Annotated in this window: 11 protein-coding genes, 2 tRNA genes and 6 pseudogenes; 2 read left to right on the top strand and 17 right to left on the bottom strand. The window is 46.0% G+C overall.

Going from position 1 to position 13,172, the window contains the following annotated elements; genetic code table 11:
- Nucleotides 1–34: 34 nt before the first annotated feature.
- A pseudogene (locus JCM10519_RS05460) lies at nt 35–664 on the top strand (LysR family transcriptional regulator substrate-binding protein); the annotation flags it as partial.
- 83 nt (nt 665–747) lie between these two features.
- Here the strand turns inward: JCM10519_RS05460 and JCM10519_RS05455 are convergent.
- From JCM10519_RS05455 to JCM10519_RS05395, 15 genes and pseudogenes are all read right to left on the bottom strand, one after another.
- A tRNA-Leu gene (locus tag JCM10519_RS05455) sits at nt 748–833 on the bottom strand.
- A gap of 40 nt (nt 834–873) precedes the next feature.
- Nucleotides 874–955: transfer RNA gene (locus tag JCM10519_RS05450), tRNA-Tyr, on the bottom strand.
- 82 nt (nt 956–1,037) lie between these two features.
- Nucleotides 1,038–3,103 (bottom strand): annotated as a pseudogene (locus JCM10519_RS05445) (glycoside hydrolase family 13 protein).
- Nucleotides 3,104–3,475: 372 nt separating this feature from the next.
- A pseudogene (ftsH, locus tag JCM10519_RS05440) lies at nt 3,476–5,297 on the bottom strand (ATP-dependent zinc metalloprotease FtsH).
- A 9-nt stretch (nt 5,298–5,306) separates the two neighbouring features.
- Nucleotides 5,307–5,833 (bottom strand): annotated as a pseudogene (gene hpt, locus JCM10519_RS05435) (hypoxanthine phosphoribosyltransferase).
- Between the two features lie 96 nt (nt 5,834–5,929).
- Nucleotides 5,930–6,115, bottom strand: a pseudogene (gene tilS / locus JCM10519_RS26770) (tRNA lysidine(34) synthetase TilS); the annotation flags it as partial.
- 28 nt (nt 6,116–6,143) lie between these two features.
- Nucleotides 6,144–7,252: pseudogene (gene tilS / locus JCM10519_RS05430) on the bottom strand (tRNA lysidine(34) synthetase TilS).
- A 74-nt stretch (nt 7,253–7,326) separates the two neighbouring features.
- On the bottom strand, nt 7,327–8,130 hold the full coding sequence (locus JCM10519_RS26765; protein ID WP_347843246.1) for a SpoIIE family protein phosphatase: 804 nt from the start codon (nt 8,128–8,130) through the stop codon (nt 7,327–7,329).
- Entirely contained in the window at nt 8,036–8,743 is a 708-nt protein-coding gene (locus tag JCM10519_RS26760; protein ID WP_347843245.1) for a hypothetical protein, read from the bottom strand. The genes JCM10519_RS26765 and JCM10519_RS26760 overlap by 95 nt, the downstream gene beginning before the upstream one ends.
- A gap of 247 nt (nt 8,744–8,990) precedes the next feature.
- The gene (locus JCM10519_RS05420) at nt 8,991–9,329 is read right to left on the bottom strand and encodes a septum formation initiator family protein (protein ID WP_347843244.1); all 339 of its coding nucleotides are present in this window, start codon (nt 9,327–9,329) and stop codon (nt 8,991–8,993) included.
- Nucleotides 9,330–9,331: 2 nt separating this feature from the next.
- Nucleotides 9,332–9,688 carry a spore cortex biosynthesis protein YabQ gene (gene yabQ, locus JCM10519_RS05415; protein ID WP_054738200.1) on the bottom strand — a complete coding sequence of 119 codons (357 nt, stop codon included), beginning with the start codon at nt 9,686–9,688 and terminating at the stop codon, nt 9,332–9,334.
- 17 nt (nt 9,689–9,705) lie between these two features.
- Nucleotides 9,706–9,990: a sporulation protein YabP gene (gene yabP / locus JCM10519_RS05410; protein WP_054738199.1), complete on the bottom strand. Its 285-nt coding sequence runs from the start codon at nt 9,988–9,990 to the stop codon at nt 9,706–9,708.
- A gap of 89 nt (nt 9,991–10,079) precedes the next feature.
- The gene (locus JCM10519_RS05405) at nt 10,080–10,319 is read right to left on the bottom strand and encodes a S4 domain-containing protein (RefSeq protein ID WP_054738198.1); all 240 of its coding nucleotides are present in this window, start codon (nt 10,317–10,319) and stop codon (nt 10,080–10,082) included.
- A gap of 3 nt (nt 10,320–10,322) precedes the next feature.
- Nucleotides 10,323–10,598, bottom strand: coding sequence for an HU family DNA-binding protein (locus tag JCM10519_RS05400; RefSeq protein WP_013274629.1), 276 nt, complete (start codon nt 10,596–10,598; stop codon nt 10,323–10,325).
- Nucleotides 10,599–10,629: 31 nt separating this feature from the next.
- On the bottom strand, nt 10,630–11,082 hold the full coding sequence (locus JCM10519_RS05395; protein WP_347843243.1) for a MazG nucleotide pyrophosphohydrolase domain-containing protein: 453 nt from the start codon (nt 11,080–11,082) through the stop codon (nt 10,630–10,632).
- Nucleotides 11,083–11,334: 252 nt separating this feature from the next.
- Between JCM10519_RS05395 and JCM10519_RS05390 the strand changes: the two genes are divergently transcribed.
- Entirely contained in the window at nt 11,335–12,276 is a 942-nt protein-coding gene (locus JCM10519_RS05390) for an MBL fold metallo-hydrolase (RefSeq protein ID WP_347843242.1), read from the top strand.
- A 104-nt stretch (nt 12,277–12,380) separates the two neighbouring features.
- Here the strand turns inward: JCM10519_RS05390 and JCM10519_RS05385 are convergent, their stop codons facing one another.
- Together JCM10519_RS05385 and spoVT are read right to left on the bottom strand one after the other, a co-directional pair.
- Nucleotides 12,381–12,524, bottom strand: a complete 144-nt coding sequence (locus JCM10519_RS05385; RefSeq protein ID WP_013274632.1) for a hypothetical protein — start codon at nt 12,522–12,524, stop codon at nt 12,381–12,383.
- A gap of 43 nt (nt 12,525–12,567) precedes the next feature.
- Nucleotides 12,568–13,116: a stage V sporulation protein T gene (spoVT, locus tag JCM10519_RS05380; protein ID WP_054738197.1), complete on the bottom strand. Its 549-nt coding sequence runs from the start codon at nt 13,114–13,116 to the stop codon at nt 12,568–12,570.
- Nucleotides 13,117–13,172 lie beyond the last annotated feature (56 nt).

Below are 13,172 nucleotides of genomic sequence, written 5' to 3'. Positions count from 1 at the left end.
GTCTTAGGGGGAAGCAGCCTTTTTTTCTTCCTGGGTACTGCCTCCTTTAATTGGGAAATTTACCCAACGCTTTCCAATGGTTAAGGTAGAATTGATTGAAGAGAGCACAGCCGCATTGGCATCATATCTCCAAAACGGCAGAATTGATTTGATGATTGATAATTGTTCCCTGGACAAAGCCATATTTGACAGCAGTATTTACAAGAAAGAACATTTGCTTCTGGCTGTGCCCAAAACCTTTGAAATTAACCGGGAAGCAAAGCAGTACCAGGTTCCTGTGAAACAAATTCTTGATGGTTCCTATTTGGAAGAAGATATTAGACCGGCACCGCTGAAACTGTTTGAGAAAGAGCCATTTATTATGCTGAAGCCTGAGAACGATACAAGGAAGCGGGCAATAGAAATCCTTCAGGAATATGACATTGCTCCGGAAATTGTATTTGAACTTGACCAGCAGCTTACTTCTTATAATATAACCTGTTCGGGAATGGGAATATCCTTTATCAGTGACACACTGATCGCACAGGTCCTGTCTCATCCAAATGTTATCTATTATAAGATCGAAGGTAACATTTGCCAGCGAAACTTGTATTTCTATTGGAAGACTGGCAGACGTTTCACCCGGGCAATGGAGGAGTTTTTGAAAATAGCTGGAAGCAGATAAAACTGATATACCTGATTTTCTTATTTTTAAACGCTAAAAAAACCCTGTGCTCCATATCGGAGTACAAGGTTTCTTTTTCATCATGCCGGCGACCGGAATCGAACCGGTACGGGAGGTAAGTCCCGCAGGATTTTAAGTCCTGTGCGTCTGCCTGTTCCGCCACGCCGGCATTCTCATATACCGCTTCAGTTCTTAACAACGGTACGGACTGGGTGGAGAAGGATTCGAACCTTCGAAGTCGTCGACAACAGATTTACAGTCTGCCCCCTTTGGCCGCTCGGGAACCCACCCATGCTTTTTATTAAGCAAGCGAGTGTTATTTTATCACAGGGACATTAAAAAAATCAAGGTTTTTATAAAAAAATTAAATTTTCTAATTCTGGTCAGCCACAAGCAAAACAGAGCTTGTTCCCGGCATGGAGACAAGCACCTGGCCGCCCTTCACCTCATAGGGAACTTTGCCTGCATTGTACCCGTTTTCACAGGTCAGCATGTATCGGGCCATGGTTTCTCCATCCTTCATTCCCAGCTGCCATACAGGGATACTGATCTGCCGTTCTTCCGCCAGGTTATTGACCGCCACGGCGCAAATGCTGTCCTTCCAGAAACGCCCGTAAGAAATGAGATGGTTCCCGGCAAGAAGCTGCTTTAAGGACCCAAACCGCAGTGCCGGTATGCTGTGATGAAGTCCTGTCATATACCGGTGAAACTCGATCAGCTCTAAATCCTCTCTGCCCCAGGGATAGGTTCTCCGGTTATCAGGATCTGTCCAGCCGCAGACACCGGCCTCATCCCCATAATAAATCGCAGGTGCACCGGGCCAGGTCATCTGGATCATAACCGCCTCCCTGAAAATCCCCTTATGAATGCCCTGGGAAGCTGCTTCCGGCCCCAGAGTGGAAGTCCGTCCCACCCGGCCATTGGTTCTGGTCATAAAGCGGGAATGGTCATGGTTTGACAGTTCATTCATAGCCGTCTGAATGGAGCCTGTCATCATACGGCTCATATGGTAGTTCATGGACTTAAAAAAAGCTTTCTCCGTCGCCAAACAGGCTTAAGTTGCTTTCATCGCTGTGTTTTTCCATACCCGTCAAAAACCAGGTTACCGGCTCCATGAAGGCATCATAATTCATGACAGTATCCCACTGGTCCCCCTGGAGCCAGCTGGACGGGTCACCGTAATGCTCTGCCAGTACAATGGCCTCCGGATTTGCCTCCTTTACCACCTTTCGGAAATCTCTCCAGAACTTATGGTTGTATTCGCTGCTGTGGCCTAAATCTGCCGCCACATCAAGGCGCCAGCCATCTACGTTGTAGGGCGGGGAAACCCATTTCCGGGCGACTTTTAGGATATACTCATACAAAGTCCGGGAATCCTCATAATTAAGCTTGGGAAGAGTTTCATGCCCCCACCAGCCGTCGTAGGAACGGTTATAGGGCCAGGCTTCTTCATCGTAAAATTTAAAAAAATGTCCTGTATGGACTGTTCTTTGACACATAGGCTCCTGGTTGGTATTTTTCAGACATCTCATAGATCCGTTCCCCATCCAGCCATTTATTAAAGGAACCACAATGATTAAATACCCCATCAAGGATGACCCTCATCCCCCGCTTGTGCACCTCTTCCACAAACCGGGCAAAAAATTCATTGCTGGCTTCTAAATTTTCCTTATCCGTTGTCCGGATCATATATTTTGTGGCAAACTGGTTATCCTTTGCATCGGATGGTACCGGCTGCCCTCCATCCTTTACAATCACGCCATAATGAGGATCAATGTAGTCGTAATCCTGGCAGTCATATTTATGATTGGATGGGGATACAAAAATAGGATTAAAATATATTACATCAACGCCAAGGCTCTTTAAATAATCCAGCTTGTTCCATACGCCCTGCAGATCGCCGCCGTAAAAATCCCCTACGTCCATCTGGTCAGGATATTTCCCCCAGTTCTGTACATTGGATACCGGACGGCCAATGTATACATACTCTCCGTCCACCACATCATTGGACTCATCTCCATTGCAGAACCGGTCCACATAAATCTGATACATGACGGCCCCTTTTGCCCAGTCAGGTGTAGAAAAACCGGGGACAATGCGAAAGTAAAACCCTTCCGGATTATCCCCTGAAACCCCCAGCCGGTTAAAGTAGCAGACTTCTCCGCCTTTGACTACCTTAAAGCTGTAGCTGATTTTCTCATACCCTGCCGTCAATCTATGTTTATAATAATCGAATAGCCCGTCAGATTCTGCCTTTTCCATGGCAGTCTCATCGTTTAATCCCTCCTGGATATAACAGACCTGGTCTGCATTATCCTTTGCTGTTCGGAAAAGCAGAATCACATCATCCCCCACACCGGGTTCAGCCGGGAATCGGAAGCTTTCTGTCTCATCAGTAAATAATGCATCTCTATTTAACGCCTCAGCCTGGAAGCACATATGATTTTCATTTCCTTTCTCGTTGTCTATATATTCTATTTTATCCGATTGAATCAAAATATACAACCCTGCCTTTTTAACTAAAAGGCAGAAAAAACGGCCAGCGGGGCAGCTGACCGTTTTTCGGAGAAGGTATTTCGTTTCTTATGGGGTGTAGCAAAAACTATATAATGTATTGGGGGGTTTACGATTATTACTATACCATGACTGTGAAAATAAGTGTGCACAAACATCATTTTTTTTACTTATATTTTTTTATGCACTTTTCCTTTGTCTCTGCACTAGACACAAAAAAGCGCAGATTCCGGGGTGAAAACTTAGATATTTTCCCAGACTCTGCGCTTCTATCCTATTCAAGCCTGCAGAGGGTTCCTAACCTTCTGCTGCTGCAGGAAACAAGCTTTCAAATTCCTGCTGGCCGATCTTTTCTTTTTCCATGAGCAGCTTACAGCAGGCGTGAAGAACCTCTTCATGCTTTAAGATGATATCTTTCGCCTTTTCATAGCACTCATCAATGATCCGCTTTACTTCGTTGTCAATGGTATTGGCTACCTGGTTGCCATAGCTCTTGGCATGGGCCAGATCACGGCCAATAAAGACCTCGTTACCGTCGTTATCATAATTTATCATGCCCACTTTATCAGACATTCCGTACTGGGTCACCATAGCCCTTGCTGTGGCCGTGGCCTGCTTGATATCCTGGGACGCTCCGGTGGTGATATCGCCGAAAATGATCTCCTCAGCGATTCTTCCGCCTAAATCCACCATGATATCCTGAAGCATCTTGCCTTTGGTATTGAACATATGGTCATTTTCCGGCAATGGCATGGTATATCCGGCAGCGCCGATTCCAGTAGGAATAATGGAAATGGTATGCACCGGGCCTTCATCCGGAAGCAGATGGAATAAGATCGCATGGCCTGCTTCATGATAAGCTGTAATTTTCTTTTCCTTTTCGGTTATAACCTTGCTCTTTTTCTCAGCTCCGATTCCAACCTTTACAAAAGCCCTGTCAACGTCAGCCTGATTGATAAATTTCTTGCTGTTCTTGGCCGCATAGATGGCGGCTTCATTCATAAGGTTCTCCAGATCCGCACCGGTAAATCCCGCTGTTGTCTGTGCGATCCTCTTTAAATCCACATCTTCTCCCAAAGGCTTCTCCTTGGAATGAACCTTAAGGATTTCTTCTCTTCCTTTTACGTCAGGCCTTCCCACTCCTACCTTCCGGTCAAAACGTCCGGGACGCAGGATAGCCGGATCCAGGATATCCACACGGTTTGTGGCCGCCATAACGATGATCCCTTCATTGATCCCGAAGCCATCCATCTCAACCAGAAGCTGGTTTAAGGTCTGCTCTCTCTCGTCATGTCCACCGCCCATACCCGTTCCTCTGCGGCGGGCTACTGCATCGATCTCATCGATGAATATAATACAGGGCGCATGCTTTTTCCCTTCTTCAAACAGGTCTCTCACTCGGGAAGCGCCCACACCTACAAACATTTCCACAAAATCGGAACCGGAAATGGAGAAAAACGGTACTCCGGCTTCTCCTGCCACTGCCTTGGCTAAAAGGGTCTTTCCTGTTCCGGGAGGTCCCACAAGGAGGATCCCCTTTGGAATGCGGGCTCCCACGCTGGTATACTTCTGAGGATTTTTTTTAAGAAGTCAACGACTTCTTCCAGCTCCTCTTTTTCCTCTTCAAGCCCTGCCACCTTACTGAAGTTCACCTTATTGGCGTCCTTTGCAAGATGAGCCCGGCTTCTTCCAAAATTCATCATTTTGGCATTAGCGCTTCCTGCCCCTGCCCTGGCATTCATCAGCATGAAAAGAAAAACTAAAACTACCGCTGTGAGAATCAATGGAAGCGTAATGGTCAGGAATAAGTTTTCCTTTTGTACTGCATCCACCGTATAGGTGATTCCATTGCGGTCCAAACGGTCCTGAATCTCAATGACATTGGACACATTGGCCTGTTTTGACGAGTTGTCAGTCATGGTCATCTCGATCCTTCCCGTTGGGGGCGGATCGTTCTGCCTGATAGTTGCCGAGGCTATGGTCCCATTATCAATCGCCTGCATCAGCTCCTGGTTGGTAATGATTCCATCTTTTGGGGCAGCCTACTGGCAAATAAAAGCATGATGACCAGAAGGAGCAGAAAGCCCAAGCCTCTGAATGGTTGCTGTTGTTTCAACATGCTGCCTCCTTATTGCTGTTCTATAACTCCAATATATGGTAAATTCCTGTATATCTGATCGTAGTCAAGACCATATCCAATGATAAACTGATCCGGCACGGTAAAACAGGTATATTTCACCTTGACCTGATCTTTCACCCGGCGCTCCGGTTTATCAAGAAGGGTGCACAGCTCAATGCTGTTTGGATTTCTTTGCTTTAACACCTCGATCAGATAGGCCAGAGTATTGCCGGAATCAATAATATCCTCCACGATCAATACATCTTTTCCTTCGATGGGATCATCAAGGTCCTTGGTGATCTTGACGATTCCGCTGGACACCGTTCCGGCGCGTAACTGGATACGGACATGAAATCCATGGTAAGCGGCAGATTGATCCGCTTTGCAAGCTCACAGGTAAAGAAAACGCCTCCTTTTAAGATACAGATCAGATGAAGGGGCTTTCCTTCATAATCCCTGCTGATCTTTTCTGCTATTTCTTTTACTCTTGCCGCTACCTCTTCCTCTGATAACAATATACGTATCTTATCATCCATTGTCTTTTCCTCTTTCCTGCCCTGTATTTTTGGCATAGTAGTATGCCCGGAGAGCGTTCCTCCGTTTAACTGCATTTGTATTACTGTATGGGTATCATCTGTTATCTTATAATATTCACTGATCCGGTATCCGATGACCCAGAGGACATGAGAACCATCCGCTACCAGCGGTATTTTTCCCCGTTCCTCTTTCGGAATCTTCTCATCAATCATAAATGCCTTGACTGTTTTTCTGCCGCCTCCGGCCAGTGTCATGTAATCACCGGTTTCCCGATACCTCACAGACAGTGCACATTTGATTTTATCATAATCAAACCATTTCGTATACCCGTTTTTGGGAATTTCCTGGCCTTTTTTTGTAAGGAAATATCTTAAAATCCAGTTCAGGGAGCAAAACAGCCCTTTCCTTATCCACAGGTCCTTCCTGTTTTTTCCTTTTTATCCACAACTCATCATAAATACGCACCGCAATAAGCCCGCAGGGCAGATCCACCTGCCTGCTGTCAGAACCAAAAATAAGCGCTGCCGCGCTTTCCACGTGAGTCATGGTAATATTCTTCATGGATTCATTGACGGACCGGATCATCCTCCGGATCACATAGTTCTTTATAATGTCATCTTCCGCCAAAAGAGCTTTTGTATCGATCCCCCGCGCCGTTACGCTTCCGGCGTCATCCGTTTCCAATACTCCCCGGGCCTTTAATATGCCTTCCGCCTGTTTTTCCAGATACGCATCTGCCTGTGCGGCCATTTCTCCCGCATGAAGAATGTTCTCCCCTGCCCGTCTGTTGACTTCTTCCCTGATCTCCGGCAAAATCCGCCTTCGTATGCGGTTCCTCACATAATCTGTCTGGGCATTGGTGGAGTCCTCACAATAAGATATCCCTTTTTCCGTCAGATATGCAAGAATTTCCTCCCTTCCAACAGACAGCAGAGGGCGGACAATTTTGTCCCGTACCGGGCGCATTCCTCCAAGCCCCTTTAATCCTGTTCCACGGAACAGATTATAAAGAATGGTCTCTGCCTGATCATCCTGTGGTGGGCCACCGCTATTTTTGTGCCCGAAAAGTCCAGGCGTTCTTTCTCAAAAATCTGGTAACGCAGATGCCTTCCCGCTTCTTCCACTGACATGCCATGTTCCCTGGCATAAAGGGCTGCATCCACCCGGACGCAGGCAAAAGGCACTCCCAGATCTTCTGACAGCTGCCTGGCGTAATCACTGTCCCGGTCCGCCTCTTTCCCTCTTAAGCCATGATGGACATGAACTGCCTTTAACTCAAGCCCCAGCTCTTTCCTAAGCTCATGTAAGACTACAAGAAGACAGACCGAATCGGCTCCTCCGGAAAGCGCCACGATGACGCGGTCCCCCGGAGCAAACAGCCGGTTCCGTCTGATATAATCCAATATCGTTCTGTACATTCAGTCACCTTCCTTAGTTGATTTTCTCCCCTCTATATTATAAATATACCCATAAAACATGTCTGTTGCAATTATTATTTTCTTTTCCATATTCCGGCGGCAAGAACCGTCATATCATCTGCCGCCCTTTCGCTAAAGGATCTTGCGAACAAAAGGATCCTGTCAGCCATATCCTGAGGATTCTTTACCGGCATTCCGGAAATGAACTCCGTCAGCATCAGTTCCTTGTCGTCTGCCGGAAGGGCATCCAGCACGCCGTCGCTTACCATGATGATCCGGTTATCATCCCACAGCTTTTTAGATAGGAGAACCGGCTCCACCGGGTTTATGATGCCCATGGGAACCTCACCGGCTTCCAAAAGCTCCACTCCCTTTTCACTGAGAATAAAGGTGGCTGCCGCTCCCAGCTTCATTGCCTCCAGTATTCCGGTCTTTAAATCGATACAGCATAAGTCCAGGGTAGCCGGATGCTGGGAGATTCCGGTCAAAAGCAGGACCGTATTGACCATTTTAAGGGCCGCTCTGGTGGAAAATCCGGCCTCCAGCAGCCTTTGCGTCAGCTCGATGACCTGTCTGCTCTCCTCCTCGGCCACCCTGCCGCTTCCCATGCCGTCTGAAAGGCTCATAATGGCCTGTCCAGGCTGGACTTGTCCAAAGGTGTAATTATCTCCGGACACCTCTTCCCCGCTTTTTACTGCCTTTGCCACACCGTAGAGGACCCGGTACTCTCCCTTTTCAACAAACCGTATGGTATCGGCCTGCTTTGTCACCAGGTTCCTGCCATCAGGGGCCACTGTCCATTCCCCTTCCTCTATGGCATTTTCCAGGATCTCCGCTGCCTCCTTTACCGTTACGCACCGGCCGTTTAAGGTCCTCATGGTCAGAAATGCTTCTCTCTGATGATTCTCGTATTCTAAAATGAGCATTTTTTTCAACGATAATATGATTTCGGCGGAATGCCCGCTTTATTTCATCCTCCCAATCCGGAGTTATGTCAATGGAATGCTCTACCTGATGGGAGAACTCCTCCAGGATCACGGCAAGTTCCTTAAACTGGACGATAACCGCGTCCCGGCTTTCTAAAAAACGGTTTTTCCAGGCCAGATTCATGGTGGCTCTGCCAAGCCCCCGGTTCAGCTGGACCATGTAATCATCTTTCCTTTTACAGGTTTCCAGAAAAAAACGGGGCATGTCCCCGTAGTCCACACTCCCTTTTTGTTCAAATGCACGAACCAGATATTGCAGATAATATTGATTGTCCTGTTCTTTGCCGGAATACACAATGCATTTGTTGCAGCCTGCGCATACCATAGCCGCTGCCGTCTGCAGGGCCGCAATGCCGTCTTCCTTTGTAAGTCCCTGTTCTGCTGACAAGTCATCTGTACAAGCTCTGGCAAGCTCACCTAAAGAGTTTGCCATGTCGTTTAATCTTTTTGCCGTATATACATTCACATCAGCCATATCGTGATGTGCCGCCTTACGTCTGAACACAAAAAATCCCTCCTGCCTGTATCATGCTTTAAACCATATTATGAAAACAAGTTTTCATAATCGGATGGACGGTGCAAAAGCAGCACCTTTTATGCGAAACTAAAATACAGTTTCTCATAAACCACATTATATACAGACAGGAGGAAAATATTTGTCAAAACGGCTGACTCATGATTTAAAATTGTACGACAGCTTTCCCCTTTATTGTCCAAGCTTTCTGGACATAGAGGGATGCCTGCAGAATGCCTCAATGCCTTTGTGACGGCTTCAGTAAAATCTCGTCAGGATTTACAAGTCCCAGCTTCTGCTTAGCAACTTCTTCGATATATTGTTTGGTCTGAACATAAACCCGGTATTCCTCTAAGTTTTGGGACCGTTCTTCTTCCTTGTCCACCTGTGCCTGAAGATTTTCCAGACGGAGCTCATATTCCCGCTCCTTTTCTTTTAATGTAACTCCCTTAATGGTAACAATCACGGCAAGGCTGAATACAACGAAGGTAATACCGATGATCGTCATTCGATTGCCCCACCTGTCTTTTCTCTTTCTTCTTGATTTTCCCATCTTGTTCATACAATCACCAATCACCTTTAGTGCCGCTTCCTTTTCTGGTTACAGCTTTCAGCCTTTATTTTAAGGTATCTTCGAAAATGTTTCAAGAGTTTTATAAAATGTCTGCTTACTATTCTATCATACAAAAACATTCCAACAAATACTCCAGTAACGGCATATCCTCTTAATCCTCCGTCATTCTGTTCATACAGCAGAGAAAATGTGACCAAGGCAGCATATACCCAGTATATCATGTCCTCTATTCCTATAAATACATAGGAATGGGGAATGAAGATACGGAAAATACGTAACAGGTCATATGTGATCATAAGCCCTGCGCCTGTTAAAAAGCTGTAGAGCAGAAGTTTTACTTCATAAATAATATGAACGCTCATATGACTCCTTCTAGTTCTTATTTAAACAGCCGGGAAATCATGGATTCCCCTGACCTGCGCAGAGCTTCATTGGAGGAATAGGTAAGGCTCTCAATATTGCCGTTTAAATCCACTTCCCCCTTTTCAAGAGTCAGGCGGCTGACATGGAGTCCCTTTCCCTTTAAAGTCAAAAGTCCCATATCAGTATCCAGAACCACCTGGTTCTCATCAAAGGATACTACTTCCCGTATTCCTGTCATCATACCGGAACCCCGGTTTTCTATTGTCAACCTGTGGGGGCGGATATTCACCTTTTCTTCCATACAAAAACCTCCTAATATACCTGTATAAAGTATATTAGGAGGTACGCTCCAATATTACAGAAATTTATCTTACGTATCGAAACTATGAGCTAGAGATAACGGTAAAGCTCCTTTGCTTCATCCTTTTTTACCGTTTCCACTACATCAAGAACCTCAACCTTCACAGAGCTAGTCCCAAAATGGATTTCTATTATATCGCCTTCCTTAATGTTTAAGGACGCTTTCGCAGGCTTTTCATTTACAAGCACGCGGCCTGCATCACATGCTTCGTTAGCTACGGTTCTTCTCTTGATTAAGCGGGAAACTTTAAGAAACTTATCCAGTCTCATGGATTAAGCATTCACCATATCCTTTAAAGCCTTTCCAGCTTTAAATTTCGGTGTTTTGGAAGCAGGGATGTTCATAACTTCGCCGCTCTTTGGATTTCTTCCTTCTCTTGCTGCTCTTTCAGATACCTCAAATGTACCAAAACCAACTAACTGGATTTTCTCGCCTTTAACCAGTTCTTCAGATATTACATCTGTCAAAGCTTTAACTGCCTTCTCCGCATCCTTTTTGGACAGCTCTGCTTTTTCTGCGACTGCTGCGATTAACTCTGCTTTGTTCATTGATATCTTCCTCCTAGAATGTAGCACCAGGCTACGATTTTTCGCATAACACGATTACTATATCATTTATAGCTGTTTCTCCCGTTTTTGTCAAGGTTTTTCGCACTTTTGAAGGGCTTTCTCCTGCTTTTTTTATTGCATCCCAAAGAGCCTGTCCTTCCTGCTGCAAACCGGCCATTTCGCCGCCAAAAACATGGGGGTGTCTGCGTACCATTTTTTCACAGATTCCGTTCACCACATCATCGATGGAAAAATCTCCCTTTTCATTTGCGATCCGGCTGTAAAGCATTACCAGAAACAGGATATCTCCCAGCTCCTCGCAAAGGTTTTCCATATCCTCATGATCAATGGCGTCAAGAACCTCACCGCTCTCCTCTTCCAGGCATTTTTTCAGACTTTCATAGGTCTGCTCCCTGTCCCAGGGACAACCTTTTTCGGATCGCAGTTTATTTGTAATATTTACTAAATCTTCAAAAGTATACATGATTCCGCCTCCTTTTGCCCTTATTATACCATGAAAGCAATGAGCAGGGCGCCGCAAAACAACATTTGGCAAATGCGGCAAGATCATAGACTTTTTTTAATTCTGAAGATTTTCTGACAATTGTTCCTTGCCCCTGTTAAAAAAAGAGCCTGTTCTTATATAATAATAGAGATTATTTTAAAGAAGTTATTCTAATGAAAACGGAGGTAACCATGAAAAACTTCAGCATATGGAAAAAAAATAGCTGCTTATGTGCTGTTTTTGAACATTGTATTTACCGCATTTACCACAGAGCTTCTGACACCCAGCGTTTCTGCCGGGGAGCTGACTGCGCGGAGCATGGGATTTGGACCGGCACTTAATATCGGACCGGGAAGCAAGATTTTTAACGGCGGCAGTTTATCCCTGCTTTCGGATTACGACAACCGGCAAATGCTATCCATGATTTTACAGGACAAGAACGGAACCCTTGTGGTCATTGACGGCGGCTGGGATATTGATGCGGCCCACTTGACGGAAGTGCTCCGCTCCAAAGGCGGACATGTATCCGGATGGTTTATTACCCATCCTCATTCAGACCATGCGGGAGCGCTTGTTCAGATTTTAGGCAACCCGGACAGCCAGATCACCATTGACAATGTCTATTATTCCCTGGCAGATCAGTCCTGGTATGAAAAGGTTGAACCCCATCGGGCGGATCTGGTAAACAACCTGCGGTCAGCCCTTGCAACTCTCCCTGCAGAAAGGCTCCACACCGTGCAGAAGGATCAGGAGATCCAGCTGGGCCAGATAAAAGCCAGGGTTTTAAATAATCCTTATCTTCTGGATGCCACCTCTGTAAATAACAGCTCCGTTGCTTATAAATTTTTCTTGAACGACGTGAGCATCCTGGTATTAGGCGATATGGGACCGGAGGCCGGACAGCTTCTGGCTGCGGAGCGCAGCGCGGAAGATTTAAAAAGCGATATCGTCCAGATGTCCCACCATGGCCAGTACGGCGTCAGCCAGGAAGTATATGCAATCATAAAGCCTCAGATCGCCCTGTGGCCCTGTCCGCTCTGGCTGTGGAATAACGACAACGGCGGCGGAACCGGAAGCGGGGACTGGAAAACTCTTGAGACCAGGAAGTGGATGGAAGAGCTGGGAGTAAAAGTAAATTACTGTATCAAAGACGGAGACCAGATTATTTATTAATGGCTCCGCTGAAAAAAGAAACGGCATTGGAACACGATGACTCATGTTCCCGCCGTTTCTTTTTTTGTGCGGGCAATGAACCGGATTATAACATAACCCTCCGGTTAATTTCCTCCGGGACCATCCCGTCTTGGCCGTTCCGATTCCGGTAATGGTTCAACATAGAATCCATCTTTGTATGGTTCCGTATCAATTTCCGGAATATCGCCATCGCTGTAATCATCTTCCTCGGGTACAAAAACCTTCATATCTGTTCACCTCCTGATTCATGTATGCTGATTGTCAGCTTGATCAGCCTTCCATCTGGCGGCCTAAAAATCCGGCTGCCGTTGTAGCCAGCTTAGTCTCCATATCTCCAAAACGTGCTCTCGGCTCTCGGCTCAGCAAGGCTACCGCTCCAATGGCATCGCCCTCACAAATGATGGGAGCCACCACCTGAGCTGTTATGCCTTCCAGGGTTTCTCCTGACAGCGCGATAAAGCTCTTGTCATCTTTTCCGGCCACAACTACCGTCCGTTCATTGATAATGTTTTCTAACTGCTTGCTGATGGTCTTCTGGAGAAGTTCCTTTTTAGATCCTCCTGCCACCGCAATGATCTGATCTCTGTCGCTGATACATACGGTAAGTCCGGTAGTTTGAGCCATGGCTTCTGCATATTGGGAAGCAAAAGCAGTAAGTTCTACCATCGGAGAATATTTCTTTAAAATGATTTCTCCTTCCCTATCTGTAAATATTTCAAGCGGAGTCCCTTCTCGTAACCGGAGCGTCCTTCTGATCTCTTTCGGTATCACCACACGTCCCAGGTCGTCAATTCTTCTTACAATACCAGTTGCTTTCATAATAAAAATTCCTCCATCTTGTGCGTTTTTATATCACTGATATTATTTTGCTACGA

The sequence above is a fragment of the Clostridium sp. NkU-1 genome, assembly GCA_001312405.1.
Note: the sequence above shows the minus strand (reverse complement) of the source record. Positions and strands in the feature narration are given on the sequence as shown.